15 protein-coding genes, 1 tRNA gene and 2 pseudogenes are annotated in these 22,239 nt (G+C 66.4%); 6 read left to right on the top strand and 12 right to left on the bottom strand.

What is annotated here, in order from left to right; translation table 11 throughout:
• Window positions 1-376: 376 nt before the first annotated feature.
• From rplT to EHV23_RS05330, 7 genes are all read right to left on the bottom strand, one after another.
• The gene (gene rplT / locus EHV23_RS05360) at window positions 377-745 is read right to left on the bottom strand and encodes a 50S ribosomal protein L20 (protein WP_125095023.1); all 369 of its coding nucleotides are present in this window, start codon (window positions 743-745) and stop codon (window positions 377-379) included.
• Window positions 746-772: 27 nt separating this feature from the next.
• Window positions 773-970, bottom strand: a complete 198-nt coding sequence (rpmI, locus tag EHV23_RS05355; protein WP_125095022.1) for a 50S ribosomal protein L35 — start codon at window positions 968-970, stop codon at window positions 773-775.
• Window positions 971-1,256: 286 nt separating this feature from the next.
• Window positions 1,257-1,333, bottom strand: a tRNA-Val gene (locus EHV23_RS05350).
• Between the two features lie 137 nt (window positions 1,334-1,470).
• On the bottom strand, window positions 1,471-4,161 hold the full coding sequence (locus EHV23_RS05345) for a DUF1631 family protein (protein ID WP_125095021.1): 2,691 nt from the start codon (window positions 4,159-4,161) through the stop codon (window positions 1,471-1,473).
• Window positions 4,162-4,492: 331 nt separating this feature from the next.
• Window positions 4,493-5,278, bottom strand: coding sequence for a TatD family hydrolase (locus tag EHV23_RS05340; protein ID WP_125095020.1), 786 nt, complete (start codon window positions 5,276-5,278; stop codon window positions 4,493-4,495).
• 307 nt (window positions 5,279-5,585) lie between these two features.
• Window positions 5,586-6,323, bottom strand: a complete 738-nt coding sequence (gene lolD, locus EHV23_RS05335) for a lipoprotein-releasing ABC transporter ATP-binding protein LolD (protein WP_125095019.1) — start codon at window positions 6,321-6,323, stop codon at window positions 5,586-5,588.
• A 104-nt stretch (window positions 6,324-6,427) separates the two neighbouring features.
• Window positions 6,428-7,684, bottom strand: a complete 1,257-nt coding sequence (locus tag EHV23_RS05330; RefSeq protein ID WP_203228880.1) for a lipoprotein-releasing ABC transporter permease subunit — start codon at window positions 7,682-7,684, stop codon at window positions 6,428-6,430.
• A 379-nt stretch (window positions 7,685-8,063) separates the two neighbouring features.
• Between EHV23_RS05330 and EHV23_RS05325 the strand changes: the two genes are divergently transcribed.
• The 4 genes from EHV23_RS05325 (at window position 8,064) to EHV23_RS05310 (ending at window position 14,664) form a co-directional block, all read left to right on the top strand.
• On the top strand, window positions 8,064-9,320 hold the full coding sequence (locus EHV23_RS05325) for a hypothetical protein (protein WP_125095018.1): 1,257 nt from the start codon (window positions 8,064-8,066) through the stop codon (window positions 9,318-9,320).
• A complete protein-coding gene (gene recJ / locus EHV23_RS05320) occupies window positions 9,317-11,086 on the top strand; it encodes a single-stranded-DNA-specific exonuclease RecJ (protein WP_125095017.1) in 1,770 nt (589 codons plus the stop codon). The genes EHV23_RS05325 and recJ overlap by 4 nt, the downstream gene beginning before the upstream one ends.
• A gap of 306 nt (window positions 11,087-11,392) precedes the next feature.
• The gene (locus EHV23_RS05315; RefSeq protein WP_125095016.1) at window positions 11,393-13,996 is read left to right on the top strand and encodes a beta-galactosidase; all 2,604 of its coding nucleotides are present in this window, start codon (window positions 11,393-11,395) and stop codon (window positions 13,994-13,996) included.
• 122 nt (window positions 13,997-14,118) lie between these two features.
• Window positions 14,119-14,664 carry a DUF1697 domain-containing protein gene (locus tag EHV23_RS05310; RefSeq protein ID WP_338034492.1) on the top strand — a complete coding sequence of 182 codons (546 nt, stop codon included), beginning with the start codon at window positions 14,119-14,121 and terminating at the stop codon, window positions 14,662-14,664.
• A 147-nt stretch (window positions 14,665-14,811) separates the two neighbouring features.
• Here the strand turns inward: EHV23_RS05310 and EHV23_RS05305 are convergent.
• Window positions 14,812-14,922, bottom strand: a pseudogene (locus tag EHV23_RS05305) (diacylglycerol kinase); the annotation flags it as partial.
• A gap of 168 nt (window positions 14,923-15,090) precedes the next feature.
• Here EHV23_RS05305 and prfB point away from each other — a divergent pair.
• A protein-coding gene (gene prfB, locus EHV23_RS15520; protein ID WP_203228879.1) for a peptide chain release factor 2 occupies window positions 15,091-16,195 on the top strand; the annotation gives its coding sequence in 2 pieces (ribosomal slippage) (window positions 15,091-15,171 and window positions 15,173-16,195; 1,104 coding nt in all).
• A gap of 21 nt (window positions 16,196-16,216) precedes the next feature.
• Entirely contained in the window at window positions 16,217-17,773 is a 1,557-nt protein-coding gene (lysS, locus tag EHV23_RS05300; protein WP_420813045.1) for a lysine--tRNA ligase, read from the top strand.
• 107 nt (window positions 17,774-17,880) lie between these two features.
• On the opposite strand, the gene EHV23_RS05295 is transcribed toward lysS, so the two are convergent.
• The 4 genes and pseudogenes from EHV23_RS05295 to EHV23_RS16580 all read right to left on the bottom strand — a co-directional run.
• Window positions 17,881-19,083 carry an MFS transporter gene (locus EHV23_RS05295; protein WP_158615844.1) on the bottom strand — a complete coding sequence of 401 codons (1,203 nt, stop codon included), beginning with the start codon at window positions 19,081-19,083 and terminating at the stop codon, window positions 17,881-17,883.
• Window positions 19,084-19,562: 479 nt separating this feature from the next.
• Window positions 19,563-19,904: an ISC system 2Fe-2S type ferredoxin gene (fdx, locus tag EHV23_RS05290; RefSeq protein ID WP_125095013.1), complete on the bottom strand. Its 342-nt coding sequence runs from the start codon at window positions 19,902-19,904 to the stop codon at window positions 19,563-19,565.
• Window positions 19,905-19,926: 22 nt separating this feature from the next.
• Window positions 19,927-21,972: a Fe-S protein assembly chaperone HscA gene (gene hscA / locus EHV23_RS05285; RefSeq protein WP_420813044.1), complete on the bottom strand. Its 2,046-nt coding sequence runs from the start codon at window positions 21,970-21,972 to the stop codon at window positions 19,927-19,929.
• Window positions 21,952-22,239: pseudogene (locus EHV23_RS16580) on the bottom strand (Hsp70 family protein); the annotation flags it as partial. The gene hscA and the pseudogene EHV23_RS16580, both read right to left, overlap by 21 nt.

Below are 22,239 nucleotides of genomic sequence, written 5' to 3'. Positions count from 1 at the left end.
GAAACGCCATGGCGCCACAACACAAGGGGGCGCCACGACGAACGGAACGGCATAGCGCCAACAAAACGGGGCTGCACGATAACCGGAACGGTGTGGCGCCACAAACAGAACGCTGCGGCACGATGAACGAAACGGCATGGGGCGTCAAATAAAACGGTGCGGCACGACGAACAAAATGGCGTGGTGCGACAAACAAAATGGGGACCGATACCCGGACACCAGAGCGGTGCGGCTATCGATCCCCATTCGTCCTTCGGGCGCCGGCAGTGGCCACCTCCATCCGTGTGATTCATCTGCGCCGGCCGATACCCCGTCGTGCAACGGCCAGGACAGCGAACCCCGGTGGAGGCCAGCCCTCCGGTACGCCTTCAGCCGATCAGGCCGCAGCGGCGCCCAGCGTCGATTTCACCTGTTCGACGATGGCGCTGAACGCCGGCTTGTCGTTGACGGCCAGCTCGGCCAGCACCTTGCGGTCCAGACCGATGTTGGCTTTCAGCAGGCCGTTCATGAAGACGCTGTAGGTCAGCCCGTGTTCACGCACAGCGGCGTTGATGCGGGTGATCCACAGGGCGCGGAAGACGCGCTTGCGGTTGCGACGGTCGCGGTAGGCATACTGCCCGGCACGCATGACCGCCTCTTTGGCGATGCGGTATACGTTCTTGCGGCGGCCGCGATAGCCTTTGGCCTGGTCGAGGACTTTCTTGTGACGGGCCCGTGCGGTAACCCCTCTCTTGACGCGTGGCATGGTATGAAAACTCCGGTTCGGTCAGGTTCAGGCGTAGGGCATCATGGCCCGGATGCTCCGGGTATCTGCCTCGTGGACGTCCACCGCGCCACGCAGGTGGCGTTTGTTCTTGGTGGTTTTCTTGGTCAGGATGTGACGCTTGTAGGCCTGACCGCGCTTGACGGTACCGCCCGGACGAACGCGAAACCGCTTGGACGCGCTCTTCTTGGTTTTCATCTTGGACATGGGTCTGTCTTCTCAAGATAGCTTCTGCGTCCGATCGAGGTGGCGACTGGCGATACCGGCGCCCGGGAAAAAGCTGCTGCCCGGGAAAACCCGCAGAACAGCCTTGAAACAGCCTTTTTCCGGCTACACCCGTACCAGAACCCCAGCGGCACTTCTAAGACCCGCCCGACGTTCAGAAGTAAGCTTGTGATGATAACACGTTTGCAGCGCGGTTTGGCAGAAGGTGCAGCCGGGCCCAAAAAACAAAACGGGCCGAGACCGAAGTCGCAACCCGTTTTGAGAAATGTGGTAGGCGCGATTGGATTCGAACCAACGACCCCCACCATGTCAAGGTGGTGCTCTAACCAACTGAGCTACGCGCCTGCTGTCCTGCAGTGAAGTCGGCATTATAGAAGGGTTTGCAGAAAATGCAAACCCTTCGGGGAAAAATTTTTCCGGGGCGGCCTTTTGCGGGCTTTTGCCGCCTCTGGCCACCTTTTGCCTGGGCCTGCCCCCCCCTTTTACCAGACGAAGAAGACCCGTCCCTGGCGGGCACGCTTGACCAGCGAGCTGATCTCACGCGTCATGATCCGGTTGCCCGGGGCCAGCAGCAGCAGGACCATCGAGCGCCGTTCGTTGATCCACACAACCTTGGCGTGCTCGACGCGGCCCGTGGTGCGGCTGATCAGTTCCAGCCAGCGTCCGGGCGCCAGGGCCGAGGCAAAGCGCTCGGGCGGCAGGTTGAAGCGGCGCGGTGCATTGGGCAGGTCATCCATGCGTGTGCGGCGAATGAGGTCCAGCAGACGTTCGCGGGCCGCGGCCGCGCTGGCCGGATCGAGACCGGTCAGCGTGGCAGGTACGGTGGCGCCGCCGTCTGTTACCGTCACACGCGTGTGCGTCCGGACATCCTGTGTTGCCAGCCCCGCCTTCCCGGGGTGAGCGGCCGCCTGGGCGCCGGCCGCTGCAGCCGACATGGCCTGGGCTGCCACCCGGGCCGCCAGCGTCGAAGGCCAGGTCTGCGTGGCGTGTGCCTCCGGGGCTGCCTGCAGGGTGTGGGGCGCATGACGGTCGGCCGCGTGTGCGCCAGCCGTCTGCGTTGCCGGAGCCGGGGACTGCCCGTCATGAGGCGTTCCGGCCGGCATGGCCGCCGGGTGTGCATCACCCTGCTCAGGCGCAGCCGGTGCGGCCGGCTGCGTGGCATCGTGTCGCGCACGGGCAGGCGCGGTGCGCGGCTGCTGCAGCTGGGCATGGATCTGCTGGGCATCCCGCACGTTGCCTTCGTGCAGATAGCCCGTGCCGGCCTGCGGTGCCGTGCCGGTGGGCAGCGACGTGACCTCGGCCGCCTCGCGGGCGATCAGCGTGGCTGCCGAGCCTTCCTCGCCCTGGATACGGCGCAGGTGGATGACGAAGATCTCGTCGAAGAAGGTGCGGAAGTTGTCCGGTTCGCCACCGACATCGCGGATGCCGCTGCTGATCATCTGCAGCATGGGCGGAATGCTCTGCACCAGCTCGGTGCGGGCCCGCGGATCGGCGCCCTCGCGGCCCAGCGTCCAGAGCAGGTCGTCCACCACCTTCAGGGCCAGCCGGTAGGCCTGGCTGTCGGTGCCGTCACGCAGCACGGCCGTACGCAGGTGGCGCAGCCACACGTCGTACAGGAACATCCGGACCGAGGCGGGAATGCTGTTGGCGCCCAGCCGGTGATCGAGCAGGCGGCGGATGTCCTCCGACACCGTTCTTTCGCGGGCCGGCGACGGACGGCGACTGAAATCGCGCCGGTTCGGGCGCTGGCGGCGCTGGCGATGCGTGTGCCGGCGGCTGCGCGACAGGCTGGACAGCAGGCGCCGCATGCCCTCGGTGGCCCGGTGATATTCGTGATCGACCTGGTCGGTCAGCACCTGGCTGCGGATGTGGAAGGCGTGGGCGACGATTTCCACCGCGCGCACGATGGTCTGCAGCCGCTGGTAGAGCGGCTTGTCGGGCCGCATGTCTTCCGGATAGCTGATGGCGATGGCCGCCAGCTGCTCGACCAGGCGGCGCACCGAACGCGAGTCGTCGCTCAGGTAGCCGGCATCGAGGCTGGCCAGGGTGATGGCGGGCATCTGCAGGCGCCACAGCAGGATGCGTGCGCCCTCGGGCAGACGGGTATCGCTGCCGGCATAGTCGAACAGCGTGGACACCAGATCGACCACGGCCAGCACGGCGGTATCGCCACCGGCAGCGATGATCTGCTGGCGGATCTGGTCGAAGAACCGGGTGCGCGCCTGCTGGCTGAACGGGGCCACCTTCAGGTGTTGTGCGAACGCAACGGCATCACGCTCGATATCCTCCACATGCGGGAGGCGCGTGGCATTGCGGTGGGCAGACAGACGGGGATGTCGGGTCGACAGGGGATTGGCGGCCATGACGGCGGAGGCGCGAATATCGTTCAGCACCTGGTGCGAGGCGTGCTGTACAAAGCTGTTTCGAAGGTCTTCGGTTGGAAAGATACCAGTATAGGATTCTCCGTGTTCTGCAAAAGTTGCAGCCGGGACATTCGAGAGCGTCCGGACGCTGCTGTGCGTGGGCGTGGCGATCTGCAGGCTGGCCCCCGGCTGGGAGGGCAGAACGCCCTCGCGACGCAGCGCGGCATCGCAGTCGGCCAGCAGGCGGGCCAGCGGGAAGACGGCCTGGGCCAGCACGATGGGCCGCAGGTGCAGCGAGATGGGCTGCAGGTGCGTGAACGGCTTGAGCGCCATGATCAGCGCCAGCGCCAGCGCCCGGGCGCCCAGCGGGTGCTGGTCGTCGCGCAGCGGGGTTTCGGCCAGGCTCTCGAGCCGGCGCAGGTAGTTCAGGTACGAGCCGCCGAAGCTGCTGCGCACGGTGCTGGCCAGCTCACGCGCGAGAATCTGTTCGAGCAGGCCGATGTCGGCGCCGGCCACCGGCTGGCCGAGATCGGTCACGGTCACAGGCAGCGACGACTCTTCCGACATGCTGCCCAGGTCGATGCCCACGAAATTTTCCAGTGCGATCTCGGCACGCACAGCGGCCTCTTCGCGCAGCAGGCGGGCGGTATCGGTGAGCTTGGCGGCCACATTGGCGTCGAGCCCTTCGGCTCCGTGTGCCAGCAGGGCGTCGGCAATGTCGGGCAGGAGCTTGAACACCACGGTACCAAAGCGGTCCGCCAGCTGCTCATGCAGGCGGGGGTACAGGGAGGGATCGATGCGTGAGGACACGAACTTGCCTCTGGGAACGTGAAACAGCCATCAGGGAAATGGCTGGTGGCGGGGCCGCAGGACGGCACCCCGGCACTGACCGGCATGACGCCGGGCACAGACCAGCCGCGTTATCAAGCGCGATCTTATGAGCGGCAGGCCCGCGCCGATGTGACGAAAGTAACGTCGGCTACGCCCCTGCTACAGAGGGCGTGGAAGAATTTGCAAAACGCCAGATGTACCGACAGATGGCAGCCATCATCCGACGAATGGATGCCTTGTGCGACGGCTGCCAGACCGGGGTATCGGGGTGGCATGCATCCGCCAGCCGGAACCCGGAAGCGGCAACGGGTCAGCCAGCCGCCTGCAGCACGGGCAGAACCCGGCGGGCGTTGCGGGTGGTCAGCGCGGCGATGCCGGCGGTGCTGTGGTTGCGCAGCCCTGCCAGTACATCGGCGATCCGCGCCAGCTCACCCGGGGCGTTGCGGCCCGGATGCACCCACGCGGGTGGAATGTCGGGGGCATCCGTTTCGAGCACCAGACAGTCGTCGGGCAGGCTGCAGGCGAGGCGCCGGATGTTGCGGGCACGTTCGAAGGTCATGGCCCCCCCGAAGCCGATGGCCATGCCCAGACCGATCAGGATGCCGGCCTGCTGCGGGCTGCCATTGAAGGCATGGGCAATACCGGAAGATGGGCGGTAGCGGCGAAGCTGTTTGGTGACGGCATCGACCGAGCGGCGGGTATGCAGGATCACAGGCAGGTCGAAGTCGCGCGCCATGGCCAGCTGGGCCTCGAAGAAGCGCTGCTGACGCACCAGGTCCAGCCCCGGCACGAAATGGTCCAGCCCTATCTCCCCAATGCCCGCAAGGCGTGGATGGTGCCGTACCGCCTCGATACGCTGGCGCAGGGCGTCGAGGTCGTCATCGGCGGCGTCATCCACGTAGAGCGGATGGATGCCCAGGGCGAAATACACGTCGGCATGGGCGTCGGCCAGCGCCTGGGCATCGTCCCATTCGTGACGGAAGACGGCCGGGATGACGATGGCCCCCACACCGTTCGCACGGGCCGTGGCGAGCACGGCGTCACGGTCGGCATCGAATTCGGGGGCGTCGAGATGGCAGTGGGTATCGATCAGCATGACTGGAGCGTGGAGCGTGTCAGGGACTCATTCATCCCCGCATGTCCTTTCTGGGCGTGCAGGAAAAGGAGGCTGGGTCGCAGATCCCGATGGCTTCAAGGTACTGCCAGCACAGTCATGCGCGCCCAAAAGGTTTTCCCTGCGGACTGGTCCCAGCCGTGCGCTATCGGCGTTACCCTGCCAGATCAGGCTGCCGGCCTTGCCTGTGCTGCGCCCAGGTCAGTACACGACTGGGCCAGCGTGATGGCGAATGAGTCCATGACACGCTCCGGGAGGTGTCGAAGGGGGCAAGCAAAGGTACGGACCGTCACAGCGCAACCAGCCGTCCGTCACGCAGCGTGACACGACGGTCGGCACGGGCGGCCAGCTCCAGATCGTGGGTGACGATCACCACGGCAGTGCCCAGCTGCCGGGCCAGATTCTGCAGCAGGCCGAACACGCCAGCGGCCGTACGGGCATCCAGGTTGCCGGTCGGCTCATCGGCCAGCACGCAGCAGGGGCGCGTGACCAGCGCACGGGCCAGGGCCACCCGCTGGCGCTCACCACCCGACAGCTCGCCGGGCCGGTGCTCGCCCCGCTCTGCCAGCCCGACACGGGCCAGCATGGCGGCCGCGGCCTCGAGCGCCCGGGAACGGGGCTTGCCACGGATCAGCAGCGGCATGGCCACGTTCTCGAGGGCAGAAAACTCGCCCAGCAGGTGATGGAACTGGTAGACGAAGCCCAGCTTGCGGTTGCGCAATGTCCCGCGGGCCTTTTCCGTGAGGGTATCGAGCCGCTCGCCATCGACCGCCACCCAGCCCCCCGAGGGCTGGTCCAGCCCGCCCAGCAGGTGCAGCAGCGTGCTCTTGCCGGAGCCGGAGGCGCCGACGATGGCCACCACTTCACCCGGCGCCACGCTGAAATCGATGTGCTTCAGGATGGCAAGCTGGCGCCCGCCCTGGTCGTAGTCCTTCTTCAGGCCCTCGCAGTGCAGGACGGGATGCCGGCTGTCCGGAGACGCCGCTGGATGCGGGGCGGAGGTGTCGTGGTGGGAGGATGCGGTCACGGGCGGAATGAATCTGCAAGGGAAGATCGACGATGGGCGAAAATGCCTGGATGCCTGGATGCCTGGATGCCTGAGCCGGAATGCCGGAAATGCGGGCGATGCCCTCACTCGTAGCGCAGGGCCTCGGCCGGGCGCACGGCAGCGGCCCGCAGGCTGGGGTAGATGGTGGCCAGCAGCGACAGCACGCAGGAGATCAGGGCCACCCAGCTGACATCGGCCAGACGCAGGTCACTGGGCAGGGCGGAAATCACGTAGATGCCGGGCGGCAGCAGACGCACACCCAGCAGCTGCTCGAAAAAGCCCACCACCGGCCCGATGTTCAGTGCTACCAGCACGCCCAGTGCCACGCCAGCCGCCGTGCCCAGCAGCCCGACCAGCGAACCCTGCACCATGAAGATCGAGAGAATCGACTTCGGTGAGGCACCCAGTGTGCGCAGAATGGCGATGTCGGCACGCTTGTCGGTGACCGTCATCACCAGCATCGAGACCAGGTTGAAGGCCGCCACGGCGATGATCAGCGCGAGGATGATGAACATCATGCGCTTCTCGACCTGCACGGCCGCAAACCAGACCCGGTTCTCCTGCGACCAATCGCGCACGAGGTAGGCGGGGCCCAGCTGCTTCTTGAGCTGCTCGCCCACGGCCAGGGCCTGCTGCATGTCGTCGAGCCGCAGCCGCAGCCCCATCGCTCCCCCGGTACGGAAGAAGGTGGCGGCATCGGCCATGTTCATCAGGATCAGCGTGCTGTCGTACTCGTAGTGTCCGGACTCGAAGATCCCCCTGATGACGAACTGCTTCATCCGCGGCACCACGCCGGCGGGGCTCACCGTGCCCTGCGGCGCGATCAGGGCCAGCCGGTCCCCTTCGAAGAGCCCCAGCTGCTCGGCCATCACCCGACCGATGATGATGCCGAAGCTGCCCGGCTGCAGTGCATCCATGCTGCCCGTGACGACCTGTTCCGTCATGTCGGACACCTGCGATTCCAGCGAGGGTTCGATGCCCCGCACCAGGGCACCACGCACCGTCTCGCCGCGGCTGAGCACCACCTGCCCGGCCACGAAGGGCGCGGCACCGGTGATGTGATCCCTGCCCCGCAGGCTGTCGGCCAGGGGCTGCCAGTCCTGCAGCGGGCCGTCGGCATGCAGCACCTCCACGTGGGAGAGCACCGACAGCATGCGGTCACGGACCTCCTTCTGGAAGCCGTTCATCACCGACATGACGATGATCAGGGCCGCCACGCCCAGGGCAATGCCGGCCACCGACAGAGTGGAGATGAAGGAAATGAAACCGTTTTTCTTGCCGGCGCGCTTGCCGCTGCGGGTATAGCGCAGACCGATGAACCATTCGAAGGGGGACAGCAAAACCAGACTCCACCATACCGGCGAACCGCGCCGGGCGGGGATGGATGCGACGGGATGTCGCCCCATCCGGGTGATGCCGGCCATCCGTTGGCACGGTGGCTGAACCATCCCATGCCGGGGAGCCCCTGAAAAAGTCTGCGAGCGCCCTGGGTCCGGAACCGGGATGAGCCAGCAGGCGTCCTGTCGTCAACGGCAGAGCCATTGGCGGCAAATGACAGCGTACTGGACCCCGGGCCTGGGAACCAGGGTGCCGCGGAACTGTCGCAGGGGCCCCGGCAAGGACAGCGGCAAGGAACGGCAGTTTGCCACAGCCGGCGCCTGAAATATTGGCCGCATGACGCAAACATTCCGACATGCCCCATATCTTAGAATAGCTGCCGTGAACACCACTTCATCCCGGAATCCGTCTGAACGCCCTACCCGGCTTCTGCCGGGCGCCCTGCTGCCGGCCCCCTGGCTGGCGGGCGGGCTGCTGCAGGACGCCCTGCCCGGCGTCCGCGCTGCGCTGGCACGGGGAACGCTGCAGATGCAGACGCTGACCCTGTCGCCCGGCACCGACTGGGCTCATGACCGCTGGCTGCGCCAGCATCCGGCCCTTGCGCCACTGCAGCTGCCCGACGGGGCCATGGCGGCCGTCCAGGCGCTGGCCGGCGCGCAGTCGGCTGGCGTGGCAGCCGGGCGGCAGATGCATGACACCGCCCTGGAACACGGACATGCCGGCAATCCCCCGGCCGCAGCCGAAGCGTCTGCCTGCCACGAGGCGCCCTGCTGGCTGATACAGCCGGTCACCTTCCGCCTCACCACCGACGCCATGCTGGTCGATACGCGCCTGCAGGCGCTGGTGGACGATGCCCTGGCCCGCCGGCTGGTCGAAGCCATGTCCCCGCTGCTGGCCGAGCGGGAACACGCCATCACGATGCTGGACGCCACGCACTGGCTGGTGACGCCGCTACCGGGTGCCGGGAGCTGGCAATTGCAATGCACGCCGCTGGAGACGGCCGGCGAACAGCACGTCGATGCGCTGATGCCCGAGGGCCCGGATGACCGGCGCTTTCGCCAGCTGCTCAACGAAATCCAGATGACCTGGCACCAGCTGAACCTGCACGAGGCCCACGACCTGCCCGTCAACGGGGTCTGGCTCAATGGCCCGGCCCGTCCGGAGGCCGCCCGTGCACTGCAGGGGCTTCTTGCACAGGGACTGCAGCCCGATACCCGCTTTCTGGCATCGCGCGTGCAGCAGGATCTCGGCGCCTGGCTGGACGCCCTGCCGGTACTCGATGACTGGCTGGCCACCGATCCGGCCCATTTTTCGTGCCTGCTGGCCGGCACCCAGGGGGTGCACTGGCTGCATGCCACCGGCCTGCCGGCCGCCATGACATCCATGGTGCCATTCCCGGCCCGTGCGATCACGCCAGCAGACACCGGTGCGGCCTCCCGGCAGGCCACGGCAGGTGGTCTGCTGTCCCGGCTGGTGCGCTGGCTGATGGATCGCCGAGGGGATCACCGGGGTACACCATCCGCCACAGGAAGGCCAGCCGGTGGCGCGACGACCGGCCGAAAGGGGGCTGAGAATCCCGCCACCCCCGGCAGGGATCACGACGCCCTGTCCCTGCTCTTTCGCGATGAGGCCCCATGACGCTGCAGACCCCTTCGACCGTTTCCGCTTCACCTGTCCCCGCGCCAGCCGCACCGGCCGTCCGGCTCCATACCCGCCCGGTGGATCTGCGCGCACGCCAGACCCTGTTGCAGGCGGGGGTCGACCCCCTGATGGCGCGGCTGCTGGCAGCACGCGGCATCCGTCACCCCGACGAGCTGAAACTGGATCTGGGCGCCCTGCTGCCCCCGGATGCACTGCTGGGCCTGCCGGCTGCCGTGGCACGCATCAGTACCGCCATCGATGATCACGAGCCGATCCTGATCGTGGGTGACTACGACTGCGATGGCGCCACCGCCATTGCGCTCGCCGTGGAGGGGCTGCGGATGCTGGGCGCCACGGTCGATTACCTCGTGCCCAACCGCTTCGAGAACGGCTATGGGCTGACCCCCGAGGTGGTCGATGCCGCGCTCGTCCATCCCCGGCTGGGGCGGCCAGCCCTGCTGGTCACGGTGGACAATGGCATTGCCTCCGTGGCCGGTGTCGAGCATGCCAACAGCCTGGGCCTGCCGGTGATCGTCACCGACCACCACCTGCCGGCCGAGACACTGCCGGCAGCCCTGGCCATCGTCAATCCCAACCAGCCGGGCTGTCCGTTCCCGGACAAGAACCTGGCCGGTGTGGGCGTGATGCTCTACGTACTGATCGCACTGCGCAGCCACCGGCGCCAGCTGGGGCGCTTCGAGGGGGCACCGCCGTCGCTGTCACCGCTGCTCGATCTGGCTGCGCTGGGTACCGTGGCCGACGTGGTGCCACTGACCCACAACAATCGGGTCATCGTCAACGCCGGGCTGTCGCGCATCCGCGCCGGCCGGGCACGGCCGGGCATCGCCGCGCTGCTGCAGGTGGCGCGCCGTGCAGGGCCAACCCTCAACGCCATGGACCTGGGCTTTGCCATCGGTCCGCGCATCAATGCGGCCGGGCGTCTGGCCGACATGGGCATCGGCGTGGAATGCCTGCTGGCGCCCGACATGGCACATGCCACGGAGCTGGCCACTGCGCTGGACGAGATCAATCGGCAGCGGCGCGACCTCGAGAGCAGCATGCGCGAAGAGGCGCTGTCACTGATCGGTGATCCGGCCCCGGACGCCCGTTCGCTGGTGGTGCACGACGATGACTGGCACCATGGCGTGATCGGCCTGGTGGCCTCCCGCATCAAGGACCGCTATCACCGGCCGACCATCGCACTGGCGCCCGATCAGGACGGCATGCTGCGCGGTTCCGGCCGTTCCATTGCCGGCGTGCACCTGCGGGACGTGCTGGATCTGGTCGACAAGCGCCACCCGGGCATGCTGGTGAAGTTCGGCGGCCATGCCATGGCAGCGGGCCTGACCCTGCCGGCCGGCCAGCTGGATGCCTTTCGCGAGGCGTTCGAAGACGCCGTGCGCACCCTGTCACGCGACGAGGATTTCCTGCGCGATGTCACCACCGACGGCCCGTTGCCGCCCGAATCCCTGAACATCGGTACCCTGGACCTGTTCGATACCCAGGTCTGGGGGCAGGGCTTTCCCCCACCGCTGTTTTCCGGCCGTTTCAATGTCCGGAACCAGCGCCTGATCAACAACCGGCACCTGAAGCTCGAACTCAGCCCCGCGGATGAGCCCGGCCAGCGCCTGTCGGCCATCTTCTTCGGCCGTACCGAGGCCCTGCCCCCCGAGGCCCTGCTGTCGTACCGGATCCAGCGGGACGATTTTCGCGGCCGCGGTGCCGTCTCGCTGCAGATCGACCAGCTGCTGCTGGATGACTGAGCAGTGCGTTGCCATTTGCCGCCAATAGCCCCACTATTGCCGACAGGGCGCCTTCTGACCCATCCCGATCCTGGGTCCAAAGCGCTCGCAGACTTTTGCAGAGGCTCCCAGGGCGTCAGGGCCGCGGGATCTTCGGGCACTGCCAGTTCGCCGTGCCCTGTCGGCCATTTTCGTTGCTCCCGCGTTCGCAAGGGGATAGAGCGTGTCACGGACTCATTCGTCCCCGCGCTGGCGCCAACCCCGTGTGCCGACAGGGTGTACTGCGCGGGCAAGGCTGGCCGGCCCCCCTTTTTCGGAGGCGTTTCATTGATTTCATACGATTTCCCCGTTTCTGCCACCCCGTCGTCCACCCGGCGGCGCCTTGCACGGGTGACCCTGGCCCTGGCCCTGGCTCTCCCGCTTCCCATGGCCTCGGCCCAGCTGGTGGCCGATCCGGCCGTCACCGACGCAGCGGCCCAGAAGGACACCCTGCCCTATGTGGTTGAAAAGGCGGGGCCCGGTGCCCCCAATGTCAGCCCGGTCGACAGCGATGGCTTCGTGACGCTGGCCTTCGCACCGGTTGCCAATGGTGCGCAGGAACCCGGCTGGCTGGTGCTGCGACCTCGCGAAGGCGTCTGGAACTGGCAGGCCGTGCAGAGCCTGCGCATGCACATCCAGAACGCCATGCCATGGGCGCTGACGCTGCTGCTGCAGCTCGAAGACGAGAAGGGCCAGCAGCTGCAGGCCACGCTGGCCCTGCCGCCCAGCGGCCCCTTCGCACTCGGCCTGCCCCTGCAGGCCACACTGCCACTGCAGATGGGCATGCGTGCCGGTCCCGTCATCCCGTGGGTGGCAAAAGACGCGGCAACGGGTCTGGTCGAGACCACCACCGGCACGATCGACACGGCACACATCAAGGCTGTCCGCATCGGCATGCCGCCCCCCGGGGCCGAGCAGAAGATCCGGCTGGGCAAGCTGTTCCTTGCACCCATCGGGACCGATGACCTGCGTGACGCCTACACCGACATCGTCGATGCCTGGGGTCAGTACACCCGGAGCGACTGGCCCGGCAAATACCATCTGCCCACGAAGATCGCCCGTGCACTCGCCGCCAATGCCCCCGAGGAAGTACAGCGCGCCGAGGCCGCCCGCCTGCAGAAAGGTGCATCGGCTGCCGCCGGCAGCAGCAACGGGCATGAGGCCACCACCAAAAAGCGGCATGGCAAGTCCGAACGCAGCCGCCGGCACGCGCGGAAATCCGCTGCGAAGCAGCGCGCCCACGGCAGGAAGCTGACCCGGGCCCAGAAGGCCCGTCGGGAAAAGGCCTGGGATGCAGCCGTTAAGGATGCCCGGGCCGACTTCGCGCTCTACGCCCGGCAGGCCGACCAGCAGCTTGCGAAGGCGCTGGCGGCCCAGCAGGACAGTGAATCAGGCGCGAACGCTACAGCGCTGGACCGCTTCGGCGGGCTGCGCGATCTGGAAGGCGGTGGTCACGGTACCGGCTGGTTCCGCACCGGCAAGCTCGTCCTGAAGGATGGCAGCCAGCGCCACATCCTGATCACGCCGGAGGGCAACCCCTTCCTTTCCTTCGGTGTCAATGCCGTGCAGCGCGACAACAGCGAGACCTTCGTGGGCGGGCGTAAATTCCAGTTCACCGGCCTGCCCGTCAAGGGCATGCAGGAGTACCGTTTCCTACGCAGGAAGGACAGTACCGAAGCCCTGCCCGCCGACAGCGGCGCCCAGCAGAACCGCCGCTTCCTGAAGGGCGAGACCTTCAACTTCTACCAGGCCAACCTGTTCCGCCGTGACGGCAAGGACTGGCCGCAGCGCTGGGTCACCCGTACCGGCAAGCGCCTCAAGGCCTGGGGCTTCAACACCGTGGGCGCCTGGAGCGACGAGAGCATCATGCACAGCAGGATGCCCTACACCCGCATTGCCCACGTCTCCGGCCCCTTTGCCCGCCTGAGCGATGGCAGCAACTGGTGGTCGGGCATTCCGGACCCCTTCGATCCAGCCTTCGGCATGGCGCTGGAGCAGACGCTGCGCAAGGAAGCCACCGGCAGCGAGAACGACCCCTACCTGATCGGCTGGTTCGTCGACAACGAACTGGGCTGGGGCGATGGTTCGGCACAGGATCCGCAGGTGCGCTATGCGGTGGCCTATTCTGCCCTGACCATGGATGCCGCCAAACCGCAGGCGCACGCCAAGCGGGCCTTCGTCGGTCTGCTGAAAAAACGTTATGACGGCAATGTGCAGGAGCTGGCCAAAGCCTGGCAGCGGCCGGTGAACGACTGGAAACAGGTGGAGGGTGCCCTGCAGGGCGAACAGCTGCCCGACGGAAAGAATCCGCAGGTGGCGGCCGACCTGTCGGCCTTCCTGCGTCTGCATGCCGACAGCTACTATGGCCAGGTGAAGAAGGCCCTGAAGAAGCACGCACCGCACCATCTGTATCTGGGCAGCCGCTTTGCGGGACGTACGCCGGAATCGGTGGCTTCGTGCGCCAAATGGTGCGACGTGATCAGCTTCAATCTGTACATTCCGTCGCTGAAGGAAGGCTTCGAGGCCGAGGATTTTGCCCGTACGGACAAGCCGGCGCTGCTGACGGAGTTCCATTTCGGTTCGAGCGACCGCGGTCCCTTCTGGCCGGGGGTGATGGTGGTCAACACCGAGGCGGAGCGGGGGCCGGCCTACCGGAAGATGCTCGAATCGGTGCTGGCCAACCGGCAGTTCGTGGGGGCGCACTGGTTCCAGTATCTGGACCAGCCGGTGACGGGCCGCTGGCTGGATGGCGAAAATGGCCATCTGGGGCTGGTGGGCATGACCGATGTGCCGTGGCAGGACTTCGTGCTGTCGGTGGAGAAGACCAACCGGGAGATGCAGGCGCAGCTGAGGCAGTCGGTGGAGACGGTGGTGGCGCCGAAGGGTGAGTGATGGGGCTGCTCTATAACACTTTCCGACAATCGGGCTGACGCCCGGCCGTCAGAAAGTCGTTCACGCGTACCGCGAAGTCGCCGCAGCGGCTTACCGGGCCGGGGCGCTTGGCAGCATATTGAATGGTTTCCCCTTTAACCATGAATCAGAACACCTTCGTTGCATTCCTTCGCGGCCTGATGCCCAGTGGCAGAAACGCTGTGAAAATGGCTGATGTCCGCGCAGTGCTGAGCGACCATGGCTTCAACGACGTGCGCACCTGGATCCAGAGTGGCAACATCATTCTGAACACGTCGCTGACGGCCGAAGCAGCAGCGGAACACATTCACCACCTGCTGAAAACGGCCCTGCAAGTCGATCTGCCTGTGATCATCAAGACGCAGACACAGCTTCGGGAGGCACTGGAGGGCAATCCGTTCACCGGGGCAGCATTCGATATCCGGCGGGTATTCTTTGCCCTGTGCAATCAGCCACTGTCAGACACCGCCGGCCTGCAGCAGCTCGACCTTGGCAGCGAGTGTCTGTGCATCCGGCCACACTGTGCTTACATGTACATCCCCGGAAGTGCTGCACGCAGCCGGCTGGGCAATGTGTTTCTGGAAAAGAAGCTTGGACTGACGCTGACCACCCGCAACGCCAACACGCTGCAGAAAATGGCTTCCTTTTGAGCATCGCCTCTTTTTCATCCACGGTAACAACGCATGCGTGTTCATGGCGCGCTCTGACACAAGAGGTCCGGACGGGGAAGGCACTGCGGTGACTTCACGGTAGCCGTAAGCGCTTGCTGCACGGATACTGCCCGGAGAACAGAGTTTTCACAGAAAATTGTGCGCGACCGTGGCCAACCACCCCAATGCCGCCAGCAGCAGGCTGACCAGCACCGTGGCCGATCCCATGTCCTTGGCGCGGCCGGCCAGCGGGTGGTGTTCGGGGCCGACCTCGACTCCCCCAGCGACTCGCCATGGTCGGACAGATACAGCAGGCCGGTATCGAAGCGCTCACCACATCGGCCACCATCACAGGCAGCACGCGCTGTAACACTCACTCACCTGATATAATCGGGGGTTACTCTGACCACCACAAAACACACTCAGATGGATGCCGAGCGCTTGAATCAGCTTGAGGCCCGCCTGGAGAACCTCGGCCAGCGGCTGGAGGATCTCAGGGGGTATCTTTGACTTCGAAGAAAAGAAAAACCGCCTGACCGAGGTCAACTCGGCACTCGAGGCGCCGGACATCTGGAACGATGCAGCCGCTGCACTGGAGCTGGGCAAGGAAAAACGGGCGCTCGACAACGTGGTCGGCGCCATCGAGGGCCTGACCGCCACGCTGGGCGATACGTCTGACCTCTTCGCCATGGCCCGCGACGAGAACGACGACGACACCCTCGAGGCCCTGGAAGCCGATTCGCTGAAGGTGCAGGAAGGCGTGGAGGCGCTGGAGTTTCGCCGGATGTTCTCCAACCCGGCCGACCCAAGCCCATGCTTCCTGGAAATCCAGGCCGGTGCCGGCGGTACCGAGGCCTGCGACTGGGCCGCCATGCTGCTGCGCCAGTACCTGCGCTACTGCGAGCGCCGCGGCTTCACCACCACGCTGCTCGAAGAGAGCGAAGGCGATGTGGCCGGCATCAAGGGGGCCACGCTGAAGGTGGAGGGCGAATACGCCTACGGCTACCTGCGTACCGAAACCGGCATTCACCGGCTGGTGCGCAAGTCCCCCTTCGACTCCAGCGGCGGGCGCCACACCTCCTTTGCGTCGGTGTATGTCTATCCGGAAGTGGACGATTCCATCGAGATCGACATCAACCCGGCCGACCTGCGCATCGACGTGTACCGGGCCTCCGGTGCCGGTGGCCAGCACGTGAACAAGACGGAATCCGCCGTGCGGATCACCCACCTGCCCACCAACACCGTCGTGCAGTGCCAGAACGACCGTTCGCAGCACCGCAACCGGGACGAGGCCATGAAGATGCTGCGCGCCCGCCTCTTCGAGCTGGAGATGCGCAAGCGCCGCGCCGAGCAGGACAAGGTGGAAGCCGCCAAGACCGACATCGGCTGGGGGCACCAGATCCGTTCCTACGTGCTGGACCAGTCCCGCATCAAGGATCTGCGCACCAATTTCGAGACCAGCAACACCCGCGCCGTGCTGGATGGCGATCTGGACGACTTCATCGCCGAAAGCCTGAAACAGGGGGTGTGATCCATGAACACGAACGATACGATGGACAGACAGGACCGGCACGCTGCGGCGGCCACAGGCACTGCGGCGCCGCATGACACGGCCGCTGAGCCGGCGGTGGACGAGAACCAGATCATCGCCGAGCGGCGTGCCAAGCTGGCCGCCCTGCGCGAGAGTACGGCCGTCCCCTTCCCCAACGACTTCGTGCCAGCCCACCGCGCAGGCGCCCTGCTAGCCGGACACGACCAGCAGACCCGCGAAGAACTCGAGGCCCTGAACCTGCAGGTGTCGGTAGCCGGGCGGATGGTGCTCAAGCGGGTGCAGGGCAAGGCAAGCTTTGCCACCCTGCAGGACGCCACCGGCCGCATCCAGCTGTGGATGAACGACGACGGCGTCGGTGCCGATACGCACGAGGCTTTCAAGCGCTGGGATCTGGGCGACATCGTGGCCGCCGAGGGCACGCTCTTCAAGACGAAGAAAGGCGAGCTGTCCATTCGCTGCCGCCACGTGCGCCTGCTGACCAAGTCGCTGCGGCCGCTGCCGGACAAGTTCCACGGACTGGCCGATCAGGAAATGCGCTATCGCCAGCGCTATGTGGACCTGATGAGCAACGAGGCCACCCGCCAGACCTTCATCATCCGCAGCAAGGCCATGGCCGCCATCCGCCAGTTCATGGTGGATGCCGGCTTTCTGGAAGTGGAAACCCCCATGCTGCAGCCCATTCCGGGTGGCGCCACGGCCCGGCCCTTCGAGACGCACCACAATGCACTCGACCAGGCCATGTTCCTGCGCATCGCGCCGGAGCTGTACCTGAAGCGACTGATCGTCGGCGGGTTCGAACGCGTGTTCGAAATCAACCGCAACTTCCGCAACGAGGGGCTGAGCCCGCGGCACAACCCCGAGTTCACGATGATGGAGTTCTACGCGGCCTACACCGATTACCGCTGGATGATGGACTTCACCGAGCAGGTGATCCGCCACGCCGCGCAGCAGGCCCGCGGCAGCACGGTCATCCCTTATCAGGGTCGCGAGGTGGACCTGTCGAAGCCCTTTGCCCGGCTGACCATCGTCGAGGCCATCCGCAAACATGCGCCGGAACTGCCGGCCGACCGCCTGGACGACGCCACCTGGCTGCGGGCCGAGCTGAAGAAACACGGCGTCGAGCCGCCGGCCGGCGCGGGTGTCGGTGCGCTGCAGCTGGCGCTGTTCGAGGAAGTGGCCGAATCGAAGCTGTGGGAGCCGACCTTCATCATCGACTACCCGGCCGAAGTGTCGCCCCTGGCCCGGGCAGCCGACCGTGATGCAACCATCACCGACCGTTTCGAGCTGTTCATGACGGGCCGTGAGTTTGCCAACGGCTTTTCCGAGCTGAACGATCCGGAGGACCAGTCCGAGCGCTTCAAAAAGCAGGTCGAGGCCAAGGAAGCCGGTGATGACGAGGCGATGTACTACGACGCCGATTACATCCGGGCGCTGGAATACGGCATGCCCCCGACCGGAGGCTGCGGCATCGGCATCGACCGCCTGATGATGCTGCTCACCGACAGCCCGACGATCCGTGACGTGATCCTCTTCCCGGCGCTCAAGCGGGAGCAGTAGGCCACAGTGGTCAGGCAGGCCACCGCGGCCTGCACATCGGCCTGTCCAGAAAAATGCCCGCTTCGCGCGGGCATTTTTCTGCAGCCCAGGGCGCAGGAGCGCCCTGCTCAGGCAGGCGTTCCTTCCTGCCCTTCCCTGCGGAAGGCACGGACGGCCAGCACACCCAGCCCCACGCAGACGGCGATGGAGATCAGGTTGGTGCCGGACCAGCCCGGCCAGGCCATCAGCATCGAGGCGGTGAAGGCGGTCAGCGTGGCCATCACGGCGATGATCTGGTCGTTGATGCCCTGGATTTCCACGTTGCCGTGCATGTGTTCGGTCACGCGGGTGAGCAGCGCGGCGCCGCCCACGTAGCAGAAGCTCCAGCCCAGCCCGAGGATGATCAGGCCGAAGGTCAGCACGCCATAGGAATGGCCATAGACGTTGATGATGCAGCTGGCGATCAGCAGGCCGATGCCGCCGTAGATGATGCTGCGCATGCCGATGGCCTGGATGATCCGTCCGGTGAAGAACGACGGCATGAACATGGCCAGCACGTGCCACTGCAGCGCGGTACTGGCGCTGGCAAACGGAATGTTCAGGCACGACATCTGCAGCGACGACTGCACCATCAGCAGGCTCATGATGGCGTGCCCCAGCGCGGCGGACAGCACGGCCAGCAGCACCATCGGGTTGCTGACCACCAGCTGCAGGCTGCCGAAGAAGCCCCGGGCATGTGGGGCCGACCCCGTGGCCGGTGCATCGGCCGGTGCCAGCAGGTTGATGATGAACGACAGCACGCCCATGGGCAGGAAGGCAGCGTAGCTGGCCGCGAACATCTGCAGCCCTTCGACCTCACGCAGTGTGCTGCTCAGGTACGGGCCAGCCACGGCGGCAATCACCCCACCGGCCACCACCAGCGAGATGGCCCGTGGCTTGAGGGCCGGCGGAACGCCGTCGGTAGCGGCAAAACGGTTGAAGTTGCCGCACGAGATGAAGGCACCCAGCATCATGTGCGCGAAGATGAGCAGCACGAAGGAGCGCTCCTGCATGGCAATGTAGCCGGCCACGCCGGCCAGCATCAGCGGCACGGCAGCCATCAGGAAGACTTTCTTGCGCCCCAGCCGGGCCATCAGGCGGGCGGCCGGATAGGCCACCACCATCAGCGTGAGGTACTGAAAGCCGAACGGAATGGTGGCCATCCACGCCTGCGGGGCCAGGGAGGTGCCGGCCAGGGCCGCCATGGAAACGGCCATGACCATGCTGATCATGGTGATGGACTGACCCAGAAAATACAGCCAGGTCTTGAAGGGCAACTTCTCTTTGTTCATTGACATATACAGGCGCAGGGACGGCAGGCCGTGCGGCCGATGTCCTCGAATGCGCGAGGGGTTGGAGGAGAAAACCGGCAATGCCGGCAAGGCGGGCCAGAAGGTACAGGCGGTGGGGCCTGGTTCCCGGCCCCTGTCCGACGACAGAACCCCGGAAAACTGCCCGGCCACGCAGGGCCTTCCGTACACCCGCAACGACAACTGCCCGGCCTCTGCAGAAAAAACGGCAGCACGGTCGGGCAGCAGGAAGGGGTTGCGCACGGGACCCGGCGGCCCCGTGCAATGCGCATCAGCGCAGTAGTGTAACGCTTGGGAGCCTCTGCAAAAGTCTGCGAGCGCTTTGGGCCCAGGATCGGGATGAGCCAGAAGGCGCCATTTGTCGGCAACAGCAGCGCTATTGGCGGCAAATGGCAACGCACTGGATCGCCCGAGCATGGAGACCAAAGTGCCGCAAGACTTTTGCAGAGGCTCCCTTGGGCTCAGTGATCTTCCTTGGCGTGGTTGATCGTGTACTTGGGAATCTGGATGACGAGGTTGGTGTCGTCTTCCAGCTTGACCTGACAGGACAGGCGCGATTCGGGCTCCAGGCCCCAGGCCATGTCGAGCAGGTCTTCCTCGATGTCGGAGGGCTCGCCGGTCTCGTCGAAACCCTCACGGATCACGACGTGACAGGTGGTGCAGGCACAGGACATGGCGCAGGCGTGCTCGATCTCGATGTCCTGATCGAGCAGTGCCTGACAGAGCGAGATGCCCGCAGGCGCCTCGAATGTGGCCCCTTCGGGGCAGAGTTCCTCGTGCGGCAGAACCTTGATGGTTGCCAAGTCTTTCTCCCAGTGTGTTCAGTCAAAGGCCGTCGATGGATCTGCCGGCCAGCGCCCGCTGGATGGCCTGGTCCATGCGCAGGGCCGCAAAGTGTTCGGTGGCTTTCTGCAGGTCGAGCCGGGCGCCGGAGAGCGCATCGCGCAGGGCCAGCAGCGTGGCCTCGTCGGGGGTGGCGACAGCCGGGGCATCCGTCACAGTAGTCGTATCACTGCTTGTCGCAGCCTCTGCATCCGTCACGGCGCCCGTGTCACCGGTTCCCGCAGCCGCAGAGGCATCCACGCGCCCGGGGGCGGTCTGGCTGTCACCGGCAGTCCCGCCGGACGATGCCCCCTCATCCAGCGCCTTCACCCGGGCCAGCACCTCATCGGCGGCCGCCATGGCGGTATCGATGGCCTGTCGCTCTTCGGGAGACAGCAGGCTGCCGTCTTCGGCCAGCGCATTGCGGGTGATGTCGAGCAGCTGCACCACCTCGATCTGCTGCTCACGCAGCGCCCGCCACTGCATGTCCTCGCGGGCACTGGTGATCGATTCCTTCAGCAGGCGTTCGATGTCCGCATCTTCCAGCCCGTAGCTGGGCTTGACGGTGACGGAGGCCGCCACACCGGTGCTCTGTTCGACGGCCGACACCGACAGCAGACCGTCGGCATCCACCTGGAAGCTCACGCGGATGCGGGCCGCACCCGCGACCATCGGTGGAATGCCGCGCAGCTCGAAGCGGGCCAGCGAACGGCAATCCTGCACGCGTTCGCGCTCGCCCTGCACCACATGGATGGCCATGGCCGACTGGCCATCCTTGTAGGTGGTGAAATCCTGTGCCCGTGTCAGCGGAATGGGCGAGTTGCGGGGGATGATCTTTTCCACCATGCCGCCCATGGTTTCCAGGCCCAGCGACAGCGGAGTCACGTCCAGCAGCAGCCAGTCGTCCTGCCCCTCGCGGCGCTGGCCGATGAGCTGGGCTGCCTGCATGGCGGCCCCCAGTGCCACCACCTGATCCGGGTCCAGCCCGGTGTAGGGCGCCTTGCCGAAGTGCCTTTCCACCGCCTGGCGGATGACCGGCATGCGGGTGGCGCCGCCCACCAGCACGACACCATCGATGGTGGCGGGGGAAAAACCAGCGTCCTGCAGTGCCGTGTCGGCAATGCGCAGCGTGCGGGCCACCAGGGGCTCGACCAGCGCCTCGAACTGGGCGCGTGACAGGCTCGAAACATAAGGGGCAGGCGCCTGCGCCGCGGCCCCGGCAACGGGTGTGCCCACACGTACGACCTGGGCGGTGGCGGTGCCGGGGTCGAACATCAGCCGGACGACCTCATCGTCGGTCAGCGCCTCGCGGGCCTGACGGGCCATCAGCAGCAGTGCGCGCCACTGCTGCGGCTGTTTGCTGGCCAGCTGCGCCGGCTCACCCAGCTGGTGATCGCGGACGAAGCCGGCAGCGATCAGGGCGTCGAAATCGTCACCGCCCAGGGCCACGTCACCGGCGGTGGACTGGACCTCGAACACCCCGCGGGTGAGTTTGAGCACCGACACGTCGAAGGTGCCGCCCCCCAGATCGTAGATGGCATAGACGCCCTCCTCGCCTTCGTCCAGCCCATAGGAGACGGCGGCGGCGGTGGGCTCGTTGATCAGGCGCAGCACGTTCAGGCCGGCCAGCCGGGCCGCGTCCTTCGTGGCCTGGCGCTGGGCATCGTCGAAGTAGGCGGGCACCGTGATGACGGCACCGGCCAGCTCCTCCGGGCCGGCTCCCATGCTGTCGAGCGCCCGGTCGCGCAGCACCTTCAGGATCTCGGCCGAGACCTCGACGGGTGACACGGCCCCGGCCACGGTAGCCACGGCCACGGCGCGGTCGTTGCCCGTGCTGCTCCCATCGGCAGAAGTGCGGGTGACAGGGGCGTCCCCGGCAGCGTGGCTGGCCGGGGCGCCCTGGGCCGGCTGCGGCTGGCGCTCGCGCTGCAGCGGCTGTTCGACCGTGCCGTCGGCATGGCGGATGGCCGGCTGGCCGGCATCCGCACCTGCGGCCACCAGCGACAGCGGCAGCCCCTGTGCGATAGCGTCCGCCAGGCCACGGCCCATCAGCCGCTTGACCGAGCTGATGACATTGCGGCTGTCGGCCAGCATGGCCTGCTGGGCCTCATGGCCCACCACAGGTGCGCCGTCGGCCCGGTACTGCACCACGGAAGGCAGCAGTCGCCGGCCCTGCGCATCAGGTAACGCCTCGGGTACGCCGGAGCGGCTGACCGCCACCAGCGAGTTGGAGGTTCCCAGATCGATACCAATGGCAAACCGGCGCTGGTGGGGGTCGGGGGTTTCCCCGGGTTCGAAGATCTGCAACAGCGCCAT

The organism is Lautropia dentalis (genome assembly GCF_003892345.1).
Taxonomy (GTDB): domain Bacteria; phylum Pseudomonadota; class Gammaproteobacteria; order Burkholderiales; family Burkholderiaceae_E; genus Lautropia; species Lautropia dentalis.
Note: the sequence above shows the minus strand (reverse complement) of the source record. Positions and strands in the feature narration are given on the sequence as shown.